The following is a 25,197-nucleotide window of genomic DNA, read 5'->3' on the forward strand; positions in this document are numbered from 1 at the left end:
ATAAGTCGTTTTGTTTACGATACAAAGGGAATCCTACTTTCAAGACCTGTATAAGGAGGCGTTTTTAGTTGATAAAAGAACGCAGATGGCCATGGGTGGCAAGGCAGGTATGGAGAGATTTACTGTTTATGCACTGGCCTGTACCGCTATCAAATATTCGCCCTTATGTTCCTGCTCCTTTCGAAATCGAAACATATAATGGGCAGGCTTGGATCAGTATTGTTCCGTTTCGCGCAACGTTTAACGGACCTCGAGGTATGCCTGGAAAAATCCCTTTCAGTGACTATCTGGAACTGAATGTGAGAACCTATGTAAACTATAAGGGAGAATCCGGGGTTTTCTTTTTCTCCTTTGACGCCAATAGTATGATAGCTGTAACCGGAGCCCGCAAACTATTTTCCTTGCCATATATTCATGCATCCATGTCTGCTAAGAAAGATGGAAAGAGCATAGAATTTATCAGTCACAGAAAGCACAATGGTTATCCGGAAGCAATATTATCTGTTCGCTATACCCCTGTCAATGAAAGGCCAACAACCGCCTCAAAGGGCTCTCTTACCGAATGGCTTGTCGAACGTTACTGTTTCTGGACCTTAATTGGCAAAAAAATATACAAAGGACCAATCCTGCATTCTCCGTGGGACTTGCAGCGAGTGGAGGTTGACACACAGATGGACCAACTATTGGACTTTCTGGGAACGGAGCATTTCAAAGAGAAGCCTCTTACCCACTATTGCAAACAAAAAAAGGTAAAGCTCTTCCCGTTTGAGAATAGAGGAACAACAGACTCTACCTTTGATGTACTAAACTTCCTGAAAACGATGAATCGCTAATCCGGTTCATCTGAAAGATAAGGGAGGGTACTACAATGTATGCCTATATTCTGTTAATCTTTGTTGTCATTTTTTACTCCGGGAACATTCTTACCGGCAGGGCAATCAATGAGCTGCCACCCATCACCATCGCTTTTTTTCGTCTGCTTGTCGCCTTTATCGCTCTACTGCCGCTGGGCGCCCGAAAAGCCTGGAAAACGCGTCAGTTATTTTTTACATATAAAAAACCTTTTCTACTCATGACACTGACAGGTATTACCCTGTTTAACACATGTATTTACGGAGCTTTACAATTTTCAACCGCCACTAGGGTATCCGTGCTAGAAGCTGTTATTCCTGTGGCAACTGCGTTGTTAAGCGTCTGGGTCCTAAAAGAGAGATTGATCGGAATCCAATGGGTTGGCGTGTTGCTGTCATTTACAGGGGCAGTATGGGTCATAACAGAAGGGGACATTTTCACCCTTATACAGAGCTGGAATACAGGTGACATTTTGATGATCGGGGCAATTTTACTGTGGGCAGTCTACTCCGTAAACGTAAAAAATTATATGCACCTTTTTCCTTCCTATGCTGCGGTCTTAGTGATGACGGGTATATCGGTAATCGCACTGCTCCCTATACTGTTGGTGGAATGGGCCTTAGTGGGAGTGCCTTATATTACCACGCCAGGCAATATGGCAGGTCTTCTTTACCTGGGAATTTTCCCGTCATTTATAGCTTTGATTTTGTATAATCGGGCAATCGACTTACTTAGTGCTTCAAAGGCATCTGTGTTCCTGAGTTTTCTTCCGGTGGTAACCATGATAGGTGCAGCATTGTGGTTAGGTGAAAAAATCAATTCTGTACAAATCATTGGAGCTCTTATCGTGATTGGCGGAGTATTTTTAACAAATAGACCTAAGAAAACCAAAAGAAGTTACAGCTAAATCCTTTGACAAAAAAATTGAGAGCCGTATGTTATACGTTCCCGTTTTTGGATTGGAAATTACATTAACTAATGATTTACCTTATTAATCGAAATTAAAAAAGCACGCTATTCTAAAGGAACAGCGTGCTCTTCGTTAATATAATATCTTATTGTCATTCAACAAAATTGTTGAGTGACAATAAAGTTGGAAACTGACTCTTTTAGAAAACCTCCCACGCCCGCTTGTATACACCCTTGAGAATTTAAAAAAATAAAAAAGCCTAATTCCTCCGTATTTTTATTGAGGAAATAGACTATACATCTACAAGTGGTTTTTAATTCCCTTTATTTTAAATCCTTTAACTCTTGCTCCAGTTTACTTATATTTTTATTATGTCCTTCTATATTTTCCCGTTTATTTTCCATAACTTTCTTTGAAATCTCCCTGAGATCGATAGCCCTTTGCCCAAGTCCGCATATACTCACAGAGCATGGTGGGCGAATAACTCTAATGGCCACACAAACGTAAGAAATGTAGTATTAGGAGAGGGTTTCACTTTCATCAAACCTGACTAAAATAAAACCACCTCTGTTTGGAGACTGTCGGTGGTTTTCTATATAATACAACTATTAAGCTGATTTTGGGATGATCTTTGCTACATTACTTGCTACTTCATTAGCAAACGCACCATTTTTAGTAACTGCATAGACAGCTCCATATGTAACTCCCGAAGTTACAATAACCCCACATGTGACTGCACCAAATGCAAAAATTTTCCCGTTTTCCTTCACAAAGTCTCCACTCATTTCAAAGCTGAATTTCACTTTCAAACTTTCATCTCCCCTTATTTTGTCTTTATATTAATTCCAAAACATTATATTGGTCTTCTTCAACAATCCTGCTCCGTTAAATAAAGAACAATCCTTCACAAACTCTACATTAATTTTACCATAAAATTACAATTAATCACTAAATCAACATAGTAAATAGCATGTTACTTAAGATAGTAGATGAAGTATGGAGAACAAAAGATGATACTCATAATGCCATAAATATTCCATACAATCATATCGCTTTTGTACAAAGAGAAATAGAGATGGCTAAATGATATTTGATTACTTTGTGCTTTAATAAAGATAACGAGTTTAGAGGGAATAGGTGGGACTAAAAATGCAAGGTGCTCTCGGTTATAAAAAAATCGCCCATTGAAGGGGCGATTTTTTTATTGTTGTTCCTCAAATTCCTCTTTAACTTGGAAATAATACTCCGGCTTTGTACTCAATATGCTAAAGTCGGGAGACGGATTCCCATCACTATTGGTGCACTGTTGAACAAATACCTTAGCTGGTGTTCTCATTGCTCCAGGATCGTTATATGTGCTTATGATGTTGCATTGATAGTCATAATCGCCACTCTTATAATGAATTACTTCTCCGTCGAATTTTAGAGAGGCGGTTTTTGTATCGGAATCATTAACTGTAGTAATGTTTAAGCTGATATTTTTAGCTTTTTCATCAACCTTTTTATCAAAAGCAAATACCTTCTCTAAACGATGAACTTTATTGAAACCCGCTTCCCGAGATTCTACTACTACATGGCCGGCATCTAGCGCTTCCTGCATTGTGTACTTCTTAGGTTCCTTCGTTTCTTTTGCCTCAGGCGACTCATCGTTATTACAACCTGTCAAATATCCGATCACCAATATTCCTATCAAAAGCATTACTTTCTTCATACAAAATTCCTCCGCTCATTTAAATAATAAATTACCATTAATTTCAATCTTTAAACAGATATAAAGTCATAATTTTTCAGCTAATTGCCCAGGTTTCAGAGTATTCAATTTTGATTGTTCCGGATGTCATCTATTGTTTCAGGGATTCCATTAATCCATCATCACGAATCAACATATGAGTTATTTTTCCATTTTCGTTCAACTCGGTTTCTCCCGTAATTACTATAGTTTCTGAGTTTCCACCTTTTTGATATTGAATCTTCATCTCAAAATTGTAGGTATTTCCTCTATTTCCTTTTTTTTCTATATCCATTTTGTTTATTTGCAGCTGATACCCATTCTGATAGGCGGCTTGCAAAAAAGTTATTCCATAAAATCGAAAATACTCACTATATGCAGCTTCCGAAAAATACGGTTCAAATGTTCTAAAACTATATTGCCCGATAGCTAATAGTGTCTCAGCAGCCTCTGGATCGGTTGTTGCATTTTCATGAGCTTTTAAAACCCTCTCTAATTCACTATTCGGACCGATAAAAGTATTGTTTAAAACAGTTTTAATAGAGGAAATATCCTTTTCCTCCCGTGTATTCTCTGCACTATCGTTTACAGTATCAGGGTTCTGCGCTGTCCGGGGATTTTCTCCTAGATTCATGATAAGCACTGTGAATATTAACAGAGCTACAGCTCCAACCAGTCCACCTGTAACACGATTTAAGCGTCCACTTCTTAGTTTCTTCTTTTTACGCTCTTCCGCAAAGCGGATAAGGTTGTTATGAATCTCATCCTGGGCCTCTCTATTGAATTTTTTTCCATAATCCGGTTCCGGAAGCGAGCGAATATCCTCAACTAAGTCCTTAAATTCCTTGTTATTTTTCATAAAGGATACCCTCCATTTCTTTAGAAAGCGTCTTTAATGCTCGATGATATGTAATGCGCACTTTGTTCTCATTCCAATTTAAGATTTCCGCACTTTCTGATACCGTGAGTTCCTTGATAGCCCTTAGGATAAGGACGTCCCTGTAATTGGGTTTCAAGGATTGGATAGTTTTATACAGTTCTTTATTTCTTTCTGTCAAATGGAGAATGTCTTCGGGGGTGTCCTCCTCTTGTGGTTCTTGATTCCTCAAACCTACTACATACATGATTTTTGAACGTTTTCGCCGTCGGATTTCATCGATTCCTACATTACGGGCAATGGATAAAAGCCATGTTTTCGGAGTTGAATTCCGTTGAAAGGAGTCATAGCTCTTAATTGCCCGGATAAAAACTTCCTGGACGAGATCTTCCACATCCCCTGCGCCAATATAATAAACTAGGTAATGGTATATATCTTTGCTGTAGTGATAAAACCATTCCGATATTTCACGTTGAAGCACTTTCATCCCCCCCTATTTTGTTGTCTCAATAATTAGTCGTATTGACCCGCAAATTATTTCACTTTTTAGTAATTTTTTCTAAATTTTCTTCCCAACTTTTTTTAATAAAGCTTAATTATCGTAAAGGAGAAATGGTTTCATATTCAGTTACTCTCCGGATATTATGCCTTTTCACCCTGTTGAAAACCGTAGTGCGAAAGTACCGCCTTCTGCTAGCCTCCCCATTCTAATCCGTATTAAATGATTTCCTTTAACTTGATTTATACATTTCATGTTTTTTGGCAATTTTTCTGGTTTTTTTGAACAACGCCAATATATTTAGCCGCCTCCCAATAGAAGTAATCGTAACCAGAACCCGCCTTTCTACAGGTCTTTACATGGGGTTTATAGATTCAGTATTGAAACCTATCGTCTGATGATAACAGGTTCCGTCTTATCTCAGTTATGTCCTTTAACAAATTACCCTCCTGCACCATCTCGGTTAGTTTTTCCTTCCTAACAGGTTGACCCACGGAACTCTCATGAATCGAGTAACAGGACACCCAAATGGTATTTCTGATCCTATTTACTCTTTTATAAGTGATTCGGTAATTATGTGTCGTGCGAAGACTAAAAAACCGTAAAACGCAAACAATATAATCTTGATCCATTAGCTTACATACTCCATAAAAAATTACTAAAAGCCAATCTTTTGTATAACAAGATTGGCTTTTAGTAGATAATCGATTTAATTCAAATTAATCCTGACCTTTTCTAATTCAACAGGAATATTGGTACTTAATAATCCCATATTAACTCTTATCACATAGTTATCTTTACTGAAACCATTTATTTCACTAATATCAAATGTACTTTTGAATTTCAAATCCTTTTTGTTGGTTACTTTGACTGAGTGTTTGATCGGCTCCTTATAAATGTCTTTTTCTGACTCTTTAACCAAAGATACGTCATTGCTAGCAAAGTTTTCATAGAAAGAGATATCTTTATCCATGTTATTGCCATTATTAATTTGAAATTCAAATGTAATGCTCTTATCCTGAACAGCAATATTTTTTATTTCAACCGCTAAATCTTGCCTTTTAGCATTAATCTCAACAGGCATTGCTTCATCTAATCGGATAAAATAATCATTTTCACTTAATGCCACTTTAGGAACCACCTCTATATAGCTGGTTTCTTCCTTTATTGATCGTGGTATAATACTTCTACCTTTAACGATAATTCTATTGTTCTCTTCGACAGTTTCCAGATCTATCCCGTCTGTGGAGATATTTATTTTCTTACCTTGGTCGTCATAAACTTCAAGTCGAACCTGATCATGTTTTCCTTCAATCGGTAAAGTAGCAGTATAATTAATAGCCGTAGATGCTTTACCTTTAATAATGGAATCAAAATGAATATTTACCCCTGCATCTTTTTCATTAGTTCCTTTGTCAACACTCACTGTCTGATATGGTAATTGTTTTATCGGAACGTTGAACCGCCAACTTCCTTCCTTTCCACCTATCATTTTGAATTCAAGTGGAAAAGAGGTTTCAGAAGGTAATTCAGTTTTTGGATAGCTTAATTTTATATGTCCGATATAGCCATTCTCTGATCGCTCCATATATATCAGTTCCTTACTATCAGAAATGCCTCCCTTACCATCAAATATTTCATAAATTCCTTGAATACTGCCGTTTTCTTCTGTTCTTACATTACCTTTAACAGAAAAAGTAACTCCCACGACAGCTCCATCATAATAAGCGTTTGTAATAGCTACATCTATACCTTTATAACTAGAGGTTTGTTTCAATTCTGTTATCAAATCTTGTGAATGTAAACTTCGACCTACGGCATCATTAAAAGTAGTATACACATTCCCAATTATCGGTACATTCGCCATTACGTGAGATAAGGAAGGAGAAATGAAGCTTGTAGAGATAAATATAGTGGCAGCAGCCACTGAAGACCATATAATTTTTCTTGCGTTTTTATTATTTTTAGATACATTATGGCTAGCACGTGCTTTTCCGGTTTTTATTGCATCTAAAACTTCATCTTTAGGTACTTCAATCTTCTCATATATTTCGTGTAACAACTTTTTCTCCATTGCGGTTCAATCCTCCTAACAATTTTTTTAATCGTTCTTTTCCTCTACTCAAATATGTTTTCACCGTATTCTCAGGTATGTTCATCACTTTAGCTACTTCACTTATAGGGAGATCCTGAAAATAAAAGAGAATGATGGCATTTTTGTGCTTTTCATTTAGCTTATTAATTGCCTCTAATAAATCTAGGTTCTCCTCTCTTTTTTCCCTTTTATCTGCAGTGAGCTCCACCGTACTGTTCAAAGGCATTTCTTTCTTACTCTTTTTTAATACATCATAGGAACAGTTTATAAGTATTTTTGTTAGCCAAGTTAAAAAGAACTTTTCATTCTTTAATTGACCAATTGATAAAAAAGCTTTGTAGGATGTCTCTTGGACAGCATCCAGAGCATCTTCACGATTCCGCACGTATAAGTAAGCAGTACGGTACAATTGATCGCCGTGTAAAATAAGAAGTTCCTCCAGACAATCCTTGTTTCCCTTTTTCGCCTTTTTAATAAGTTTAAGTTCATCCATCAATTTGGTCTCCTTTCCACATATTAGAGTGAATTTATTATAAAAAAGTTTCATTTTTTAATTCCAGGAGAAACAGAGGTGCTGTAAACATAAAAAGAGAGCGTCTCATGACGTCTCTTCTAATATATATTTATATCATGTTTTTTCGCAGTTTAAAAAATCTTCTTCGAATAATCTGTACCGCTAGATTATGAATAATCTATCATAATCTTAACATATATTTTAACATAAAATTCCATTACAACCCTTCATGCTTCGCGTGAAAAAGACCGGCTGCGCATTAAACGTTTAGACACAAAAAGAGGTGAAAAAACAGCCTATACTGTTCTTTCACCTCTAAAAATTATATTTCAGTTACCGTCTTTTTTGTCGAGTTACCAACTTTTTTGTCCGGTTACCGACTTTTTTGTTCAGTTACCAACTTTTTTTAATTCAACATAAATGTTGAGTGACAATAAAGTTGGAAACTAATACTGTTGATTTTGCTGGGTTTTAGAGACTTGGATAAATTCGAGTTAAAAAATAAAGTTGGAAACCAGCTTTTAATATTAGTGAATCAACTGACAAATAAAGATGGAAACTGACTCTTTAAGAAAACCACCCACCACCCACTTGTATACAACCTTGAGAGTTTAAAAAAATAAAAAAGCCTAATTCCTCCGTATTTTTATTGAGGAATTAGACTATAAATCTACAAGTGGTTTTTAATTTCCTTTATTTTAAATCCTTTAACTCTTGCTTTAGTTTATTTATATATTTCTTATGTCCTTCTATATTTTCTCGTTTATTTTCCATAACTTTCTTTGAAATCTCCCTGAGATCTTGTAGTTGTTTTTTCTTTTCTTCTGATTTCGTAATGGTCATAAAATATTTAGATTGAACATACACAGTTTGAGCGATGAATTCTTCATATGTCTGCTGTGAGGCCACATAGTCAGGTGCTTCGGAATTTAATTTAATCAAATTTTCTTCTACAAACTCATCTATCGTATTCCATACAGGCTTATCTGTTACAAAGTCTTCAATTGGAACCCCTGTATTATCGTTATTATCATTAGGATTATGCTCTGGTATATCTTCCTCCGAATACTCCCCGAACAGCTCCCGGTAAATAGAATTAGCCTTCTCCTTATGGACGGAAAAAAGCTCTTCTATCTTAACAACACTTGGTGTTTCCTCCTCTTTTCTGGCAAGAGAGATGGCTTCAGAAACTTGTTCTGAGACCTTCTCAGGAACTTCTCCAAGCGCTTGGAAGTGTTTTAAATAGATGTAAAATCCATGAGTAAGTGGATCTATAATCCTTTTATCAAAACTTTTCTGTTCAGCCACATTATTAAATTCATGGGTATATATTTTTATAAACGTCTCAAAACTTTGGAACTGAGGATCAGGGAGTATATTTCCTTCCAGGTTTGGTGTTGGTTGTTCAGTAGGCCGGTTTTCCGGCTTACTGACATTGCTTCCATTATTGTTGAATGGAATAATTAAAAAGGCAAACAATACAACCGCAATAAGAGCTCCGCCTGGAACCATTGCCTTACTAACAAAGCCTTTGAACGCTGTATTCCTGCGATTTGTGCTTTTGTTTGCCGCCCCTTTATTGATAGCGGCTTCTATATTACTTTTTGCTTCTTCGTCCAAACGGCAGTTTTTTGGAAACGAGTTTAATTTCTCTATCATCCTCTGTTCCTTATTCATTAACCAACCCTCCCAGTTTTTTTTCGAGTGCTTTTAGTGCCCGGTGATATGTAACTTTCACTCTGTTTTTATTCCACTTTAATACCTGGGCTGTTTCATTAACGGTAAGTTCCTGGATTCCCCTTAAGATTAGAACCTCCTGGTAACTCCTTTTTAAATAACCTATTCCTCGGTAGATTTCCTTATTTGTCTCACTGAGCTGATATACTTGCTCCGGTGTTTCCAGTGGTTTCCTGTCCATCATTACCTTCATACGAACGACTTTTTCCTTTTCTCTGGTCTGTTTCCTTATCTCATCCACTGCGAGATTACGGGCAATACTGAATAGCCATGTCTTAGGGCTTGATTGATCGTTAAATGTATCCACTTTCCGTAATGCTTTAATAAATACTTCCTGCACTATATCCTCGACATCTCGCTGTCCTGTATAATAAATAAGAAAGTTAAAAACATCATCGCTGTATTTGCGGAACCAATCTGTTATCATCTCGCTATTTGTCAATTGTTTATCCCCCTGAATCATCGAGCGTACAAATTAGACGATTGTTTTCATAAAAAATTACACTTGGTGTTAACAAAGATAATTATGGAAAGTAAGTTGTCCCCCTCTTTTAAAAAAGGGGTGGTCATTAAGAAATCCTTTTCCAGCAAAGTAAATCTTTCCACACTGTTTGGTTTTTAAGAATATTGTTATAATCTCATTTATATATGTACTGATCTTAATGGAAAAGACAATAAATATAAAAACTTCAAGGAGGAAGTTAAATTGGAAGTTTATTTTCAAATAGAAGATAGCGATTTAATTGCTTTACAGAAGAATGGAATTGAAACGTCTATTTATCACCGAAGAACACTTAATCGACTTCGGTGGTTCTCTTCTCTTCTCATTTTCTTTTTAACAATTCTCATACTCAAGGAAACTTTTACTCGACAGTCCTTACTTATTTTGTCGACTGCAGTGATTCTTTATTTCATTGTATTCCCTGTCTACTACCGGACTCTTGCGATAATCAAATTAAAAACTATGTTGAGAAGAACCAATACTTCTAATATGACGGGGGACTGTAAGTTAATTATTACAGAAAAAGGAATTAACAAAGAAATGGAAAGTACGAAATCATTTTTTGATTGGAGTGCCTTTGAAAGGATGGGCCAGGATAATAAACGTCTCTTTCTATATTTTGGAGATATGCAAGCATTAATTGTTCCTAAAGAGTTACCTCAGTTAAACCAAGAGAAAAGGGATGAATTTTACAGTTACCTAAGAGATTGTTCTCTTATAAAATAAAAATATAAAGGGTGTAGGCTACCTTGCTACACCCTTTATGATTACAAATATTTGCGAATCAGTTTATATACTCTTGGGTCTTTGACCCTTTGGCTCAATGTTCGCATGCCTAGCACACTAAAAAAAGGACTCGTCAAAGATAGACGAGTCCAACCACACCTATTGAAAAGAGCATGATGAAAGGGATATTTTAAAGATTAGAGGTCTCCTACTCTCAAATTAAGCCATTATCATAATAAATGTAATAAAGAAAAAGATGTTAAGACTGATGAGCACCCATTTCTTCCATCCTTTTACCCAGAAAGCACTAAAAAGACTAATAAATGGGCTTAGGAGCAGTATTATAATCCAAAACAAGCCTATCCAACCACTAATATATGGGTGTAGAAAGAATGTACTTAAATAAGTAACTATAAAAAGGATAGCGAAAATCAAAGAGACATGATAGCTTTTTATGATTCCGCCTACCCATTCTTTAGCCACATGTAAATAAAATTCCTGCTCATCTTCTTCTAGAATGTAGCGATTTGTTACGAATGCATTTATTAATTTTCTAGTTGATCTATTAGGACCTGCTACTGGACCTTTGGTAAGGTCTTCATTTAGTTGGTGAGAATCAATAAAGGTTCGTTGTCCTCTCTTCATTAGATTTTGAATATCTTCAAATACATTTTTATTTTTAAGTTTATCGCCATACATAATAAATAAAAGCTTTAATAATAACCTTGTGAACTCCACCATAAAACCGGAATAAAATTTATTTAGCATATATATCAACCTTCCTTGTATGTATATATTATCATTTCAGTCATATACTAACTGGAAAATTACCAATATAAAAGCCGCAATACCGTTATTGGAATTGTGACATAAATATTATGATGAATACCATTTCAATAGCATGGATATTACAAAGAGGATGAAACAGCTGTATTTGCTACCCTTATTTCCCATCAGCACAATTTCCATTAAGTTAACAAAAAACAAAAAAGCACACTACTCCATCTGGAATAGCGTGCTTTTCGTTAGGACAGAATTTTTTTGTTAAAGACAGATCTTTCTTGTCAACCAACACAAATAATAGTTTTTTCTAAACCTTCACTTACTCAACTGTTACGCTTTTTGCCAAATTACGTGGCTTATCGACATCACAGTCGCGATGCAGAGCTGCATAATATGCAAGCAGTTGAAGTGGCACAACAGATACCAGTGATGTCAGCAGTTCATGTACTTCAGGAATGACGAATGCATCAGTATCCTGTTCCAAACCTTTCATGCTGACTACCATAGCATTGGCCCCACGTGCTACAACTTCCTGCACGTTACTACGAATTCCGTAGTTAACTTCTGACTGTGTAGCCAGGGCAATTACCGGGGTTCCTTCCTCAATAAGCGCGATTGTACCGTGCTTCAATTCGCCACCGGCAAAGCCTTCCGCCTGAATATAAGAAATCTCCTTCAGTTTAAGCGCACCTTCCACACAGACGTAATAGTCAGTGCTTCGGCCGATAAAGAATGCATTACGGGAAGTTGCCAGATAATCCCTGGCCAGTTCTTCCACGGTTTCTTTTTGATCAGTTAGTGCCTCCATCGCGCTTGCAACAATCGCAAGCTCCTGCATTGGGTCAAAGCTAAGCTCTAGACCTTTCGCACGGGCAGTATCCACGGCAAGGATAGCCAGTACTGCCATTTGAGCTGTATATGCTTTTGTAGATGCAACGGCAATCTCAGGGCCTGCATACAGGTTCAGTGTATAGTTTGCTTCACGGGAAAGCGTGGATCCCGGTACATTCGTGATGGTCAGTGCTGGATGACCCAGTTCTTTAATCTTTACCAGTACGGCACGACTGTCGGCGGTTTCTCCACTTTGCGAAATAAAAACAAACAGTGGTTTCTCAGACAGCAATGGCATATTGTATGAAAACTCACTGGCCACATGCACTTCCACAGGTATTTCAGCAAGTTTCTCAATGAACTGCTTACCGACTAGACCTGCATGGTAGCTGGTACCTGCAGCGATAATATAGATTCGGTCACATTCCTTCATCGCTGCACGGATGTCCTCATCAAGCTTCAGGTCGTTATTTTCATCCTGATATTCCTGAATGATTTTACGCATAACGAATGGCTGCTCATCGATTTCTTTGAGCATGAAGTGTGGGTATGTGCCCTTTTCCGTGTCACTCACATCGATCTGAGCCGTGTATGGCTCGCGTTCCACGGTTTCACCATTAAGTTTCTGAATTTCCACATAGTTACGGCTTACCAGTACAATCTCCTGGTCATTAATCTCCAGATACTGGTCTGTTTCTTTTAACGTAGCCATTGCGTCACTGGCAACCAGGTTGAATCCTTCCCCAAGGCCAACAAGCAGAGGGCTCTTATTTTTTGCAACATAGATGGTTTCCTGGTCTTCATTATCGATCAGGGCAAGTGCATAGGAACCTTTCAAATGGCTGACAGTTTCACGAAATGCTTCCGCTGTGTCATTGGTCTTTTTGAAGTTTTTTTCTACAAGTTGAACGATGACCTCTGTATCAGTTTCACTAACAAATTGAACGTCACCAAGATAGTCACGCTTCAGGTCCTGGTAATTCTCGATTACCCCGTTATGGACCAGTGTAAATCTGCCTGACGTGCTCTGATGCGGATGGGCATTTGTTGCACTAGGCACTCCATGTGTTGCCCAGCGTGTATGACCGATTCCCATAGTAGCTTCCACAGAATGATCAACACGGTCACGCAGCGCCGCAATACGTCCTTTTACTTTAAAAAGGTTAAGTCCTTCATTATTTAAAGTTGCGATACCCGCAGAGTCATAACCTCGGTATTCCAGTTTCTCAAGTCCGTTCAGTAATATTTCCTTTGTATCTTTACTTCCTATATATCCTACAATTCCACACATAGTTGTATCCTCCTTGATAAAGAGGCAGACAAATATCCTTGTATATGGTTATACAGGGGCTTTGTGCTGCCCCTTTCCCGTGTTTATATATTATGTCATCCTGCAGCTCCGTATTGTCCAGCAAGTCACCTTACTGTTTTAACAGCCGCTGCCTGTCGGTTGGGATGTACAACCGGGAGGAATCCGCCGATAAATTCGATTAGCCTCCACCTCGTCAACTACCTTTATACCGTCCAAAGATAGTTCAGGCGCTTTAGTTATATGAAGTTTTCCGGTCCACCTTTCTGTATTTGACTAATTGCTTCCACCCTTTTGGTTTTCCTGAATTAGCTGAAATTAAACATAGTTTGTTTAAAAGGGCTCATTAAATTTTAACCGACAGTAATAGAAATGGTCAATCCTTTTCTAAATTTGTGCTGTAATATAAGTATGCCCAGACAGTTTGGAATGTGTACACCGCCCCGTTTCTTCCTGTATACTGGTAACAGTTATTACCATAGGGAGGGTGCTTCCAATGAATCTTTCAGAAATACCTTATAACATGAAATTTACTTTTGGACCTAATCTCCGGGAAATCCCGGTAAATAAAATGGATATGCTTCATGGAATGATGTATATTCAGAATGAGTTACGAAAAGAAGATACATCTACTAATGAAGAAAAAGGGAACCTCCACGGTACCCTCGGATCTTTTTTAAGGATAATCGGTGAACTCGATGATAGTGAACGGCATATAAAAAAAGCTATCTCTATCGCAGAAAACACCGGCAATATAGGAAGCGCGTTTTATAATAAGCTTAGGCTTGCTCATACGCATCAATGGAAAAATGAATTTGATATATCCAATCGAATCTTCCGTGAACTGATTGACCAGGCAGAGGAAGACCCTGACTATTCGGCATACCTGGATTTTGCATACGAACACCAGGGTAAGAATCTGTTTGATCAAGGGAAGTACGATCAGGCGATCGAATACTTCCAAAATGCGCTCGATATACGGAAACAGGATGGAAATGAAGAATTGATTAAATTAACTGAATCAGCAATTGAATCAACCCGTAAAAAACAGAATGAGCTGGATCATAATACTAAAAGCAGGTAGCCCCCGCGGGAGCGCCTGCTTTTACATTGTTTATCCGTGATGCTTGTCGAGAAATTCCAACATCCGGGAATATACGTTTATTTCATTTTCCTTTTTTGAAAAACCATGTCCCTCGTCTTCTAAAACCATATATTCAACATCGCGGCCAGCTTCTTCAAGCTTGGCAACAATATTGTCCGATTCCTCCTTTACAACCCTCGGGTCTTTTGCCCCCTGGATGACAAGCATCGGCTTTGTCATACCATCCAAATACGTAACCGGAGAATCCCGGACAAAGCGCTCTTTATCCCGCTCTGGATCGCCAAGCCAGCGATCCATAATCGGCTTCCAGTGTGGCGGTACCGAATTGACAAAAGTAAACAGATCGGACGGCCCAAAGATATCGACACACGCCTTAAAATATTCCGGATGCCGCCCGTGAAGGAGCAGCGTCATATAGCCTCCATAACTTCCACCGACCAAGAACAGTTTATCCCTGTCTGTCACATCGTTTTCAAACAACCATTCGATTCCTGCTACACAATCCAGCCGCGGTCCTTCCCCCCAGTCCTGTTCGACCAGTTTGACAAATGATGAACCATACCCGGTGCTGCCGCGGAAGTTAGGCGCAAAGATGGTATAGCCGCGGTTCAGGAAACATTGGAACATCGCACGGAAAAACTTCCGCTCAGCGGCCTGTGGTCCCCCATGTGGCCAGAAGATGGTGTGACCATTATCGTATTCGGGCTTAGCTTTAAACAGCAATGCCTCGATTTCCATACCATCAAACGATTTGTAAAATACAACATCCGGCTCGACCATATCCCCGCTGCTTAGCCCAAGAACACGATTATTGGTCAGTCGTTTCCATTTGCTTCCATTTTCTGATTTGTAAATATTATGAGGAACTGTGGCACTTCTGCCAAGAACATACAGATTACCTGATTTTTTTACCTGCAATTTCTCAATCACATCGACTGGAGTCGACAACTTTGCCAAATCGCCTGTCTCGGTCTCAAACCGATACAGACAATCTTTTACACCATTCTCCGTCACGAGATAAAGTGCATTTTTCCCTTTATGCCATTTCAGAAAATCAACACTCTCATTCTCAATTTCCACAACCTTTGTGAATTCTCGTGTATCCAGGCTAAATTTAGCTACATAGCTGTACTCACTTTCATAGTTAGTGACAAAATATACTGTATTATCATCAGAGAATACTGGGTCATTAACGATATGGACCTTTTCGGAATCAGGAGTAAGACTAATAGTTTCTTTTCCGACTTTTATATGTCCTGTAACAAATGTATTTGCAAGGGCCCGGAGGTATACAAATTTCTCCTCATCAGTTGAAACGGCTGCGAGCTCAGTCGGTGAAACCTCCCCCATATTCAACAGGGTGTCCGAGTCGTTAGATAGATTTCTTACCCGGGCGTTAAGAAAGGAAGGATTTTCTTCTGAAGTGACATAGTATACACGCTCCCCATCCTCGCTTAAGTCCGCAAAAAAATACTTCTCGGATTCGTCCCCTGTAATCAGTGGTTTGGGAAGACCTCCTTCAGTCGGAATTGCGTATATATGGTGGTTTTCGTCACCATCTTTATCAAACCCGGCCAGTACGTAACGGTTCTTAGGGTCAATCTTGATAAAGCTGCATGACTCGTCCTGATGCGCGAACAGGTACGGAAAAGTTTCCGGCAGATCCATCGCCCAAAGATTCATTTTACCGTTCAGGTTGCTACTGAACACTAGCCGCTCCTCACCCCCGCTTACATCAAAATCAGTAATGACATATGTACGGAAAAATTGCTCCACTGTTGGTTTTGGAAAGTCTATCATCTTATTCCCCCTTGTTAATTTTTTAACTATTTTAAATTATTATAACCTATTAGAGGCCATGATTACCAGGCCATACGGAACGGAGCAGGGATTTTGTGTAATGGTTGCGGATCGCTGCTAAAAATGGATAGTTGGCAAGGAACAACTCAGAAAGTGCTTCATTTTGCATTTTCGCTCAATAATTCATTAAAAGCGCTCAATAACCATGTAAAATCGCTTATTAATAAGAAATACCCGCTTAATAACCTTGAAAAAGCGCTCATAAAAGCGACTAAGCCTTCTTCCAATATGCACGCAAACGCCAAAAAAATGCCCTCCTACTAGGAGAGCATTATTCACACGATTTATTTCATGCCAAGCAGTTCATCAATCACCTTTACAACCTGGTCAACATACTTTTCACATGCTTCTTTCGTTGGTGCTTCCACCATGACCCGTACAAGTGGTTCCGTACCTGAAGGGCGCACAAGTACACGGCCTTCCCCGTTCATCTCTTTTTCAACTTCATCAATTGCTTCCTGGATTCTCGGATTGGTCAAAGCACTGTGTTTATCGGTTACCCGCACATTTTTCAAAACCTGCGGATATGTTTCCATTTCGGCTGCAAGCTCAGATAATGACTTATCAGTTTCCTTCATGACATTAACAAGCTGGATTGCAGACAGCATTCCATCCCCGGTGGTGGTGTGATCAAGGAAAATAATATGACCTGATTGCTCACCGCCAAGGTTGTAGCCGCCTTTCAGCATTTCCTCCATAACATACCGGTCACCGACGGCTGTTTTATCACTGTGCATGCCGTTTTCCTCAAGTGCCTTATAGAAGCCAATGTTACTCATAACAGTGGACACAATCGTATTATGGCGTAGTACGCCTTTTTGGTTCATATATTTACCACAAATGAACATAATTTTATCGCCATCAACCAGTTTTCCATTTTCATCCACTGCAATTAAGCGGTCGCCATCACCATCAAAGGCAAGCCCAATATCAGCATTCTTTTCAGTAACGAATGCCTGAAGATTTTCCGGGTGCGTAGATCCATATCCGTCATTGATATTAAGACCATCTGGTGATGATCCAATGGAAAGTATATCTGCTTCAAGGTCGGCAAATAAGTGTGTTGCAAGGCTCGATGTTGCCCCGTGCGCACAGTCAATCGCTACTCTCAACCCGTCGAAGTCGTTATCAATTGTCTCTTTCAGGAAGGAGAGATACTTTTGTCCACCTTCAAAGTAATCGTTCACCACTCCGATATCGGCACCTACCGGGCGGGGCAAGTTATCTTCCCCCTCCATCAGTTCCTCGATTTCGTTTTCCTGGTCGTCGGTCAGTTTAAATCCATCCGGCCGGAAAAACTTAATCCCATTATCCTCTACTGGATTATGCGAAGCGGAAATCATAATCCCTGCTTCGGCACTGGTTGCCTTTGTCAGATAAGCAACACCAGGTGTTGAAATAATTCCCAGTCGCATAACTTCGGCACCAATGGAGAGCAGTCCGGCTACCAGTGCCCCCTCCAGCATATGGCCGGAAATACGGGTGTCGCGACCGATTAGTATTTTAGGTTTATTTATTCCTTTTGTTACTGCATAACCGCCAAAACGGCCTAATTTAAATGCAAGTTCGGGTGTGAGCTCAGTATTAGCTACTCCTCTTACACCATCTGTACCAAAATAATTACCCATGTTGTACCTCTCCTTTAACATCCTTTTACCTACTGTGAGCATAACCTGACTTCAGAAAACATAAATTGTAACAAAAGACTAGGAAATATTGACGGTAACCTGTCCATATGCGGGTCTGATTTCCACGTTTTCCGGTCCATTCACGTTTACAGGCACCTCATGTTCTCCTTCATCCAAACCTTCCACATTAATGGACATTTCAATATCCTCTGCTGTTAATCTGTCTATTTTATTCTGCTGCCCAATTACAGTAACTTCCATCTGTGACTGCTCAGGCTCCACAAATGTTATTTCCTCATTTTCACCTGCGTTCTCTACATTTATTGGAACATTGCTGACTTTTTTAGTCTGTTCCAGTTCAATTGAAACTTCAATCGGGTCAGACCTTGAAGTGGTCACATTCTTCGGCAAATCCAGTCCAATATTGACCGTGCCTGATTCCTTTATATCGGATAGGTTGATTTCCTTGGTCGAAACCTCTTCAATTCCTTCCAAAACATCGCTTGTTCCAAAAATTTTCACTTCGTCTATGTTAGCGGATAGCGATGCCAGTGAATACCCCTCAGGTAGCTCACCGGTGGTTGCTATATTTACAGGAACTGTCTTACTAGGATTACGGATTTCCGCAGAAACAGTTACACTCCCTGGTTCAACCCGGACACTGAGTTCCTTTCCTCTGGCATTATAAACATTAACCGGTACCTCTCTATTGTCAATGGACTCCTTCAGCCCCGATACGTCAACAAAGACTTTAACAATTGCAATCTGATCGATTATCTCTTTCGAACTGGTAATGGTAACCTTCTCCGGTTCAACCTGCATTTCGCCAACCTCATAACCTTGCGGAAGTTGATCAGTATTAATGAAATCGACTGCTACCTCAAACTCTTCCGAAGCACGTTCTTTGATGGTTACCTCGATTGTTTTAGGCTCGATATACAATTGCAGATCCTCTGGTGCATTGGCAGCCTGAACCTCTACAGTATGCGTACCTTCACCAAGGCCTTCCAAATTGACATAAATATCAAAATTTCGTTGTTTTGCTGCGGCAGTTAAGGTGCCGGTTGACCCTTCCAATGTAACGGTCACAAACTCAGGGACCCCGCTTACCACGTATTTATCTTCGTCTATCCGGATTTCCAATGGTACATCGCTAAGTGTCTCTATACTGTCACTATTACCGGTGAAAATTCGTGGATCATTCTGGTACTGACTGACTTCCACCTGCACAAATACATATAGGACAACAGCAAAAGCCAGGGAAATTGTACGGACAAACCATGGACTCTTAAACCAATTATCCATTTTTCTTCCCCCTCCAGTTCCGTGTTTTTGAATTAGGGGATTTCAACGACAGTGACAGGTTGTTACGAAGGAAATCACGCAGTTCTTCTTGCTCCAGTTCCCTATGTAACTCACCATTTTTCGTACAGGAGATATTCCCAGTTTCCTCTGATACCACGATTGTTAGAGCATCTGTTACCTCACTGATGCCCATAGCCGCCCGGTGCCTTGTACCTAGCTCTTTCGAAATAAACGGGCTCTCGGACAATGGCAGGTAACAGGCAGCCGCCATAATTTCCTCTCCTTTAATGATTACAGCCCCATCATGTAAGGGTGTGTTAGGGGTAAATATATTGGTAAGCAACTGATGTGTCAGTTTTCCATCTATCGGTATACCCGTTTCAGCATAGTCCCCTATACCTGTTTCACGTTCAATAGAGATAAGAGCACCAATACGTCTTTTTGCCATGTAATTACAGGATTGAACAATAGATTCAATGTTCTGCTCCAGAATCTCTTCCTCAGATCTCGAACCCCGGGAAAAGATGTTCCCTCGGCCAATCTGTTCCAATGCCCTTCGCAGTTCTGGCTGAAAAAGAATAATAATAACAATGAATCCCCAATCGATAGCCTCACTGGTAAGATACTGAATCGTCTGCAAATCAAACGCGCTACTTAAGAGCCATACAACCAGAACAACAACAATTCCCTTAAGAAGCTGAATTGCTTTGGTTCCCCTGATTAACATTATTAATTTATATAAAACATACCAGACGAGAGCGATATCGATGCCTATTCGTATAAAGTCAAATCCCCCATCGAGCATGTTTCCACTTCCTTCCACCCATAAGTTTCCGTCCTGTCTGCATTTATTATCGATTTCCATAGGTTTAGTGCTGATTAGTCACCTTACCTATTATACCATATTCCTCATTGTATCATGTTAATCTCTCTACGCAAAAGAAACCTGGTATAGACCAGGTTTCCTGAAATTAAAGCTATTTTTATGGTGTCAGCAAAACGTGTCCCAGCGAAAAGACACTTTGGAACATGTCCTTCAGATGGAACCATATCCATTCAAACATCTGGTCCACCTGCTTTAGTTCTCCGTTGACTCCTCCAGCAGAAGCCATCAGGCCAGATCCTTCGAGCGAACTGTCGACAAGTTCACCGTTAATAAGGGTGACATTACCATCTACCTTGCCATCAATCCGCAAATTTCCATTTTTGACAAGTAAATCACCTGAAACCGTCACGCCCTCTGGAACGATTACCGTATCACCTTTAATAATCAGGTTTTCCTGTTTGGAAACAACCAGTTCACCTTCCTGATTCCAAGCAGTAAATACACCGCTGAACATGAAAATAAAGAAAATCGCTGCCGAAACAAGCGCAGGGTGCGCTTTAAACCATCGTAGGTATTTAATCCGCTTTTTTTCCGCCGGAAGGTTCGCCATTACGTTAGCGGTGAAGTTTTCAGGGACCGGTACGTGTTCCGTACTCTGAATAAGTGTAATTGTTCTTTTAAGTTCATGGAAGTGCTTCTGACATGCCTCACATTCCTCAAGATGAATGCGCAGCTTCGCCTCTTCCTGTTTCGTCAGATCCCCGTCCAGATATTTATGCATAAGCTCAATAGCCTCACCATTGCAGTTCATGTCAATCTCACTCCTTTACACATGGCGAAGCTTTTTACGTAATGCTTCGCGTCCGCGGTGAATGCGGGTTTTTACCGTTCCAAGCGGAATGTCAAGGATTTCACTGATCTCCTGTAATGAAAATTCTTCAAGATACCTTAGAACAATAATACTCCTGTACTTGGGAGATAATCCAGTGATTTCCCGGTGAATATAATCCTGAAGCTCCATGCCTTCCACCTCTTCCTCAGGAAGCCGATTGTCTGAGGCAAGCTGAGAATACATATCCAATCCTTCTGTCCCCTTGATTTCAGCATCGAGAAAATAATCCGGTTTTCGCTTGCGGATCCTGTCAATTGTTAAGTTTGTCGCAATCCGATAAATCCAGGTGGAAAATTTACGGCGCTCGTCAAATGTATGGATATTAACGTATGCCCTGATAAACGTTTCCTGTGCAATATCCTCTGCCTCATGCCTGTTTCCAAGCATCCGAAAACAATGCTGAAAAATTTTGCTCTGAAAAAATTCAACTATATCCTCAAAGGCTGATTGATCACCCTTCTTCACCTGTTTAATCTTTTCTTTAATAATTGATTCCATTTCCGAGACCTCCGCTTACCATGCGGTATTTATCATACGAGTTAACTACAGACAAAGTTTCAAAGAAATTCATATTATTTTTAGACTGGTTTATAAAAAACTTGCTTTTGTCACAAAAACTATAATTATTGTAGATATAACACCTAAGTTGATTTTCGCTCTGGATTGTCTTTTCGAGCGTTTCCCTGTACCCAATTTCATTACGGGGCAGTATACACTGACTGGTGGGCTAAAGGGAATGTTTACGAGAAAATTTTGTGTAAAAAACCGTTAATAATGCTTCTGGACTACCTTTTTCAAATTTTTTTAAAGGAAAGATGTTTATGAATTGATTACAATGGGTAATTTCATATTAATTATTATACTAGACAGGAGGCCAGTTTTGTGGATTATCCTTCATTATTATTAGAAAAAATAGAAGAATGCCGCGATGAGATGATTTCATTAAGCAATACTCATGGATTGACCTCGGAAGCTGTCGTACGTAAAAGCGAAATTCTCGATGAACTTCTAAATGAATACCAGACTGCCTGACCTCAATAAATATAAATTTAGGGTAAAATCCCCATTTAAAAAGACACGTAGTGCATGTCTTTTTTTTTTGACCTTGTGTTACAATTGGTGAAAAACCAGCAGGTGTTCTTATGACGAATAAATCTCTGATTATCCTATTAAGCTTATTATCTGTAATTCTGTTATTTTTGATTGAACAGGTGCTTCAATTTGACTATCTGTATAAAACAATCGCTAAAGTTTTTGTTTTCTTCGCAGCTATTTTAATCTTTCATTATAAAACCAGCATGCAGACCTCGTATCTAAGTACAAAATCAATTGACCTGACACGTCTGAAAATAAGCGTCCTGCTTGGCGTGAGCACATTCATCATCTTGATGGCTGCTTTTCTGGCTTTCAGGGGCATGATTGATTTTGCAGGGATAGGCATCAGCCTTTCCGAAAAAAACATCACCAGTGATACTTTCTTGTTTATCGGTCTTTATGTAATCGCGGGTAATTCATTTCTGGAGGAGATCTTTTTCAGAGGATTTATCTTTAAAAATCTCCAGCATAAGTCCAGGGGTTTTGCCTATCTTTATTCATCTCTTTTATTTGCTGTCTATCATACAGCCATTTTCCTGACATGGTTCAGCTTTGGGCTTTTTCTCCTTGCGCTCAGTGGTCTTTTCGCGGTAGGATTGCTGTTTTGCTGGCTCAATGAGAATAATGATAATATTTATAATTCCTGGCTGGTTCATATAATGGCCGATATTGCGATCATTGTCATTGCGTTGATAGCTGTTTTCTAAAAAAAATGAGCCTGGACATAAGTATGGATTTACATTCTAAAGACGAACGAAATTAGGCACGGTCGATTAAATAATAGCGCCTTGTTTGCCCGGAGTGGTAGATAAGGCAGTTACAATAAAACCGAACTATCTTACAGAATATGGTAGATAGTTCGGTTTATTATATAAATTATCACTTTCGGCCCAATCTCATTTATTATTTTAGTTTTTCTCCAAATAAGGACCCGATCAGCCCTACAGCCAAGGTGGCAGTCTTGTTCTTTTCGTCGAGAATTGGATTTACTTCTACAAATTCTGCAGAGGTAAGAATCGCTGATTCCTGCAGGATTTCCATTGCCAGATGGCTCTCGCGATAAGATAAACCGCCAATAACCGGAGTACCTACTCCCGGTGCTTCGTCAGGGTCAAGGCCATCCAAATCAAGACTTAAATGAACTCCGTCAGTCCGCTCTTTCAGGTATTCAATTGCTTCTGAAATTACGTTAGTCATTCCCATACGATCAACCTCATGCATCGAATAAACCTGTATGCCGCGTTCTTTAATTAGTTTTTTCTCACCAGGGTCAAGCGAGCGTGCTCCAATGATAACGATGTTCTCCGGTTTAATTTTAGGAGAGTAGCCATGAATATTTGTCAGCCGCTCATGTCCAATCCCAAGACTAACCGCTAGTGGCATGCCATGAATATTCCCCGATGGAGAAGTTTCGGCGGAATTTAGGTCTCCATGGGCGTCATACCAGATAACTCCCAGGTTCTCGTAGTGTTTTGATATACCAGCAAGACTCCCTATGGCAATACTGTGATCCCCGCCCAGAACTAGTGGGAACCGCTTATCGGATACTTCTTGATCGACCATTTCTGCAAGCTTCAGACTGGCATCCGCAACCTGCTTCAAGTTCCGCAGATCCCCATCCTGACGTTCATGCCTGCTGTCCGGACGGGATATTGGTACATCCCCCAGATCATCAACATTATAATCCAGTCCTTCCAGTTTCTCTAAAAGACCAGCATATCGAATCGCGCTCGGACCCATATCGACCCCGCGACGGCTTTGTCCCAAATCCATTGGAACACCAATAATTGACATATTTTTATTCATTATTCGTGCCTCCTCTACATACTATTCTAGCCAAAAAAAGGACAATGACTCAACCGCACAGAAATATGTATATATATACACTCCAGGGTTAGATTGAAACTCCGGCATGATCATGTTCTAGGGTTAAGATACGGGTGGTGGGATGACCTATTTAAAATAAAAAATAAAGAGATTAATAAAAAAAGCAGGATGCACTGAATTCAGTCATCCTGCTTGTTATATTCCATTGCGCCTAACTCGGCGGTGGTGATATGCAATGGTTTTATCCCTACCTGCTCCCATGCTTCCATCAGCTTATCAGCCTGTTCTCGAGATGGCATAAAGGCGATTCCGCAATCCCCGCCGCCGGCACCAGAAAGCTTTCCGGCGCCACCGTACTGTTCGCCAAGGTCACTTAGCTTCTTCAGTAATGGGGTCTCCAAATTTGTTCCTGCATCCTGCCCTAGCTTGGTAATTGCTCTCCTGTTTTGTTTAATTCCATCAAGCATTCGAGGGACATTATAATCGGATGTTCCCTCAAGGAACTTTCTTACTGCATCCTTACTGTCTACCATAAATTTTTTGTATAACGCTTCGTTATCTAGTTTAAGTTTTTTAATGTTACCAATTAATTCACTGGTCGAAGCAGGATTTCCTGTCCAACCAATACACATAATTACATCTTCTGGTAACGTTATCGGTTCAAGGGACAAATAAGGCCAGTCACCAACTAGCAGTTCAGAAACAGTTTCCGAACGCTTGTATTCCTGCAGCAGCCAATCTGCTTGAAACGAAGAATATCTAAGAAACCCTCCATAGGATGATGCCGCAACATCCGCACCTGACCCACTCCCCTGGGTTTTAACATGAGAAATAGCTGCCAGTTTAAAGATAAGGTTAGACGAAGCTTCTTCAGGTAAAAATCTTTTAAGAATAGCGGAAACCACTGCAGTAACAACTGCCGCACTCGACCCTAATCCATATTTTCTGCCAGACTCCACATCATCCAGCTCACTACGGATAGATAAGTGAAAGTTGTTCGGTGAGTGGCCTTTTTCATTCAAATATGCCAAGACCGTCGACATAGCATTCCGTACAAAGGTGGTCCGGGCATCTTCTGTCTTGATAACTACTTCTTCCCCGTCATATGACCATTCAAGATTGTTTAGATGGAATGCCTTCAACGATAGGTAATTCTTATTGCTGTCTTCCAATTTCGCGTAGACATAACGGTCAACCGCCATGACGACTGATTCCTGGTACGGCTCCAAGACAGCAAATTCTCCGGCGATCATTAATTTACCCGGCACACGTACGGTCATTGATGTATTTGTCAA

Annotated in this window: 24 protein-coding genes; 6 read left to right on the plus strand and 18 right to left on the minus strand. The window is 39.6% G+C overall.

Going from position 1 to position 25,197, the window contains the following annotated elements; translation table 11 throughout:
• The first annotated feature begins 68 nt into the window (after positions 1-68).
• Positions 69-833 carry a YqjF family protein gene (locus tag ACFO3D_RS15440; protein WP_390298051.1) on the plus strand — a complete coding sequence of 255 codons (765 nt, stop codon included), beginning with the start codon at positions 69-71 and terminating at the stop codon, positions 831-833.
• Positions 834-868: 35 nt separating this feature from the next.
• Positions 869-1,759: a DMT family transporter gene (locus tag ACFO3D_RS15445; RefSeq protein ID WP_390298054.1), complete on the plus strand. Its 891-nt coding sequence runs from the start codon at positions 869-871 to the stop codon at positions 1,757-1,759.
• A gap of 611 nt (positions 1,760-2,370) precedes the next feature.
• On the opposite strand, the gene ACFO3D_RS15450 is transcribed toward ACFO3D_RS15445, so the two are convergent.
• The 8 genes from ACFO3D_RS15450 to ACFO3D_RS15485 all read right to left on the minus strand — a co-directional run bounded on the left by ACFO3D_RS15450 (position 2,371) and on the right by ACFO3D_RS15485 (position 9,655).
• A complete protein-coding gene (locus tag ACFO3D_RS15450) occupies positions 2,371-2,571 on the minus strand; it encodes a hypothetical protein (protein ID WP_390298057.1) in 201 nt (66 codons plus the stop codon).
• Between the two features lie 392 nt (positions 2,572-2,963).
• Positions 2,964-3,473 carry a hypothetical protein gene (locus ACFO3D_RS15455; protein ID WP_390298060.1) on the minus strand — a complete coding sequence of 170 codons (510 nt, stop codon included), beginning with the start codon at positions 3,471-3,473 and terminating at the stop codon, positions 2,964-2,966.
• 130 nt (positions 3,474-3,603) lie between these two features.
• On the minus strand, positions 3,604-4,350 hold the full coding sequence (locus ACFO3D_RS15460; protein ID WP_390298063.1) for a hypothetical protein: 747 nt from the start codon (positions 4,348-4,350) through the stop codon (positions 3,604-3,606).
• Positions 4,340-4,849, minus strand: a complete 510-nt coding sequence (locus ACFO3D_RS15465) for an RNA polymerase sigma factor (protein ID WP_390298067.1) — start codon at positions 4,847-4,849, stop codon at positions 4,340-4,342. The genes ACFO3D_RS15460 and ACFO3D_RS15465 overlap by 11 nt, the downstream gene beginning before the upstream one ends.
• Before the next feature lie 727 nt (positions 4,850-5,576).
• Positions 5,577-6,941 carry a DUF4179 domain-containing protein gene (locus tag ACFO3D_RS15470; RefSeq protein ID WP_390298070.1) on the minus strand — a complete coding sequence of 455 codons (1,365 nt, stop codon included), beginning with the start codon at positions 6,939-6,941 and terminating at the stop codon, positions 5,577-5,579.
• Positions 6,910-7,455, minus strand: a complete 546-nt coding sequence (locus tag ACFO3D_RS15475; protein ID WP_390298073.1) for a sigma-70 family RNA polymerase sigma factor — start codon at positions 7,453-7,455, stop codon at positions 6,910-6,912. Before ACFO3D_RS15475 ends, ACFO3D_RS15470 begins: the two co-directional genes overlap by 32 nt.
• Before the next feature lie 714 nt (positions 7,456-8,169).
• Positions 8,170-9,153 (minus strand): hypothetical protein, encoded by a 984-nt coding sequence (locus tag ACFO3D_RS15480; protein ID WP_390298076.1) that lies wholly within the window; start codon positions 9,151-9,153, stop codon positions 8,170-8,172.
• Positions 9,146-9,655 carry an RNA polymerase sigma factor gene (locus ACFO3D_RS15485; protein ID WP_390298079.1) on the minus strand — a complete coding sequence of 170 codons (510 nt, stop codon included), beginning with the start codon at positions 9,653-9,655 and terminating at the stop codon, positions 9,146-9,148. Before ACFO3D_RS15485 ends, ACFO3D_RS15480 begins: the two co-directional genes overlap by 8 nt.
• 264 nt (positions 9,656-9,919) lie before the next feature.
• Here ACFO3D_RS15485 and ACFO3D_RS15490 point away from each other — a divergent pair, with 264 nt between their 5' ends.
• The gene (locus ACFO3D_RS15490; protein ID WP_390298082.1) at positions 9,920-10,441 is read left to right on the plus strand and encodes a YcxB family protein; all 522 of its coding nucleotides are present in this window, start codon (positions 9,920-9,922) and stop codon (positions 10,439-10,441) included.
• A 219-nt stretch (positions 10,442-10,660) separates the two neighbouring features.
• Here the strand turns inward: ACFO3D_RS15490 and ACFO3D_RS15495 are convergent, their stop codons facing one another.
• On the minus strand, positions 10,661-11,209 hold the full coding sequence (locus tag ACFO3D_RS15495; RefSeq protein ID WP_390298085.1) for a hypothetical protein: 549 nt from the start codon (positions 11,207-11,209) through the stop codon (positions 10,661-10,663).
• A 334-nt stretch (positions 11,210-11,543) separates the two neighbouring features.
• Complete coding sequence (gene glmS, locus ACFO3D_RS15500) at positions 11,544-13,346, minus strand: glutamine--fructose-6-phosphate transaminase (isomerizing) (protein WP_390298088.1); 1,803 nt, start codon at positions 13,344-13,346, stop codon at positions 11,544-11,546.
• Between the two features lie 514 nt (positions 13,347-13,860).
• On the opposite strand from glmS, the gene ACFO3D_RS15505 reads away from it, so the two are divergent.
• Positions 13,861-14,448, plus strand: a complete 588-nt coding sequence (locus ACFO3D_RS15505; protein WP_390298091.1) for a tetratricopeptide repeat protein — start codon at positions 13,861-13,863, stop codon at positions 14,446-14,448.
• Positions 14,449-14,478: 30 nt separating this feature from the next.
• Here the strand turns inward: ACFO3D_RS15505 and ACFO3D_RS15510 are convergent, their stop codons facing one another.
• The 6 genes from ACFO3D_RS15510 to sigW form a co-directional block, all read right to left on the minus strand.
• On the minus strand, positions 14,479-16,269 hold the full coding sequence (locus tag ACFO3D_RS15510; RefSeq protein ID WP_390298094.1) for a S9 family peptidase: 1,791 nt from the start codon (positions 16,267-16,269) through the stop codon (positions 14,479-14,481).
• A 344-nt stretch (positions 16,270-16,613) separates the two neighbouring features.
• Positions 16,614-17,957, minus strand: a complete 1,344-nt coding sequence (glmM, locus tag ACFO3D_RS15515; RefSeq protein ID WP_390298097.1) for a phosphoglucosamine mutase — start codon at positions 17,955-17,957, stop codon at positions 16,614-16,616.
• A 78-nt stretch (positions 17,958-18,035) separates the two neighbouring features.
• Entirely contained in the window at positions 18,036-19,262 is a 1,227-nt protein-coding gene (locus ACFO3D_RS15520) for a CdaR family protein (RefSeq protein WP_390298100.1), read from the minus strand.
• Positions 19,255-20,067, minus strand: coding sequence for a diadenylate cyclase CdaA (cdaA, locus tag ACFO3D_RS15525; RefSeq protein ID WP_390298153.1), 813 nt, complete (start codon positions 20,065-20,067; stop codon positions 19,255-19,257). The genes ACFO3D_RS15520 and cdaA overlap by 8 nt, the downstream gene beginning before the upstream one ends.
• A 178-nt stretch (positions 20,068-20,245) precedes the next feature.
• A complete protein-coding gene (locus ACFO3D_RS15530; RefSeq protein WP_390298103.1) occupies positions 20,246-20,899 on the minus strand; it encodes a zf-HC2 domain-containing protein in 654 nt (217 codons plus the stop codon).
• 15 nt (positions 20,900-20,914) lie between these two features.
• Complete coding sequence (gene sigW, locus ACFO3D_RS15535; protein WP_390298106.1) at positions 20,915-21,478, minus strand: RNA polymerase sigma factor SigW; 564 nt, start codon at positions 21,476-21,478, stop codon at positions 20,915-20,917.
• Positions 21,479-21,862: 384 nt separating this feature from the next.
• On the opposite strand from sigW, the gene ACFO3D_RS15540 reads away from it, so the two are divergent.
• Both ACFO3D_RS15540 and ACFO3D_RS15545 read left to right on the plus strand, forming a co-directional pair.
• Complete coding sequence (locus tag ACFO3D_RS15540) at positions 21,863-22,012, plus strand: aspartyl-phosphate phosphatase Spo0E family protein (protein ID WP_390298109.1); 150 nt, start codon at positions 21,863-21,865, stop codon at positions 22,010-22,012.
• 110 nt (positions 22,013-22,122) lie between these two features.
• On the plus strand, positions 22,123-22,782 hold the full coding sequence (locus tag ACFO3D_RS15545; RefSeq protein ID WP_390298113.1) for a CPBP family intramembrane glutamic endopeptidase: 660 nt from the start codon (positions 22,123-22,125) through the stop codon (positions 22,780-22,782).
• A 196-nt stretch (positions 22,783-22,978) separates the two neighbouring features.
• Here ACFO3D_RS15545 and rocF read toward each other — a convergent pair whose 3' ends face one another.
• Complete coding sequence (gene rocF / locus ACFO3D_RS15550) at positions 22,979-23,881, minus strand: arginase (RefSeq protein WP_390298116.1); 903 nt, start codon at positions 23,879-23,881, stop codon at positions 22,979-22,981.
• Positions 23,882-24,081: 200 nt separating this feature from the next.
• The gene (locus ACFO3D_RS15555) at positions 24,082-25,197 is read right to left on the minus strand and encodes a phosphomevalonate kinase (protein ID WP_390298119.1); all 1,116 of its coding nucleotides are present in this window, start codon (positions 25,195-25,197) and stop codon (positions 24,082-24,084) included.

The organism is Virgibacillus kekensis (assembly GCF_042654125.1).
Taxonomy (GTDB): domain Bacteria; phylum Bacillota; class Bacilli; order Bacillales; family Amphibacillaceae; genus Lentibacillus; species Lentibacillus kekensis.

What these genes read in the sequence shown, in the direction of transcription:
- ACFO3D_RS15445 (WP_390298054.1), top strand. Translation starts at nt 869, where the DNA reads ATGTATGCCTATATTCTGTTAATCTTTGTTGTCATTTTTTACTCCGGG.
- ACFO3D_RS15455 (WP_390298060.1), bottom strand. Translation starts at nt 3,473, where the DNA reads ATGAAGAAAGTAATGCTTTTGATAGGAATATTGGTGATCGGATATTTG.
- ACFO3D_RS15460 (WP_390298063.1), bottom strand. Translation starts at nt 4,350, where the DNA reads ATGAAAAATAACAAGGAATTTAAGGACTTAGTTGAGGATATTCGCTCG.
- ACFO3D_RS15470 (WP_390298070.1), bottom strand. Translation starts at nt 6,941, where the DNA reads ATGGAGAAAAAGTTGTTACACGAAATATATGAGAAGATTGAAGTACCT.
- ACFO3D_RS15475 (WP_390298073.1), bottom strand. Translation starts at nt 7,455, where the DNA reads ATGGATGAACTTAAACTTATTAAAAAGGCGAAAAAGGGAAACAAGGAT.
- ACFO3D_RS15480 (WP_390298076.1), bottom strand. Translation starts at nt 9,153, where the DNA reads ATGAATAAGGAACAGAGGATGATAGAGAAATTAAACTCGTTTCCAAAA.
- ACFO3D_RS15495 (WP_390298085.1), bottom strand. Translation starts at nt 11,209, where the DNA reads ATGCTAAATAAATTTTATTCCGGTTTTATGGTGGAGTTCACAAGGTTA.
- glmS (WP_390298088.1), bottom strand. Translation starts at nt 13,346, where the DNA reads ATGTGTGGAATTGTAGGATATATAGGAAGTAAAGATACAAAGGAAATA.
- ACFO3D_RS15505 (WP_390298091.1), top strand. Translation starts at nt 13,861, where the DNA reads ATGAATCTTTCAGAAATACCTTATAACATGAAATTTACTTTTGGACCT.
- ACFO3D_RS15510 (WP_390298094.1), bottom strand. Translation starts at nt 16,269, where the DNA reads ATGATAGACTTTCCAAAACCAACAGTGGAGCAATTTTTCCGTACATAT.
- glmM (WP_390298097.1), bottom strand. Translation starts at nt 17,957, where the DNA reads ATGGGTAATTATTTTGGTACAGATGGTGTAAGAGGAGTAGCTAATACT.
- ACFO3D_RS15520 (WP_390298100.1), bottom strand. Translation starts at nt 19,262, where the DNA reads ATGGATAATTGGTTTAAGAGTCCATGGTTTGTCCGTACAATTTCCCTG.
- cdaA (WP_390298153.1), bottom strand. Translation starts at nt 20,067, where the DNA reads ATGCTCGATGGGGGATTTGACTTTATACGAATAGGCATCGATATCGCT.
- ACFO3D_RS15530 (WP_390298103.1), bottom strand. Translation starts at nt 20,899, where the DNA reads ATGAACTGCAATGGTGAGGCTATTGAGCTTATGCATAAATATCTGGAC.
- sigW (WP_390298106.1), bottom strand. Translation starts at nt 21,478, where the DNA reads ATGGAATCAATTATTAAAGAAAAGATTAAACAGGTGAAGAAGGGTGAT.
- ACFO3D_RS15545 (WP_390298113.1), top strand. Translation starts at nt 22,123, where the DNA reads ATGACGAATAAATCTCTGATTATCCTATTAAGCTTATTATCTGTAATT.
- rocF (WP_390298116.1), bottom strand. Translation starts at nt 23,881, where the DNA reads ATGAATAAAAATATGTCAATTATTGGTGTTCCAATGGATTTGGGACAA.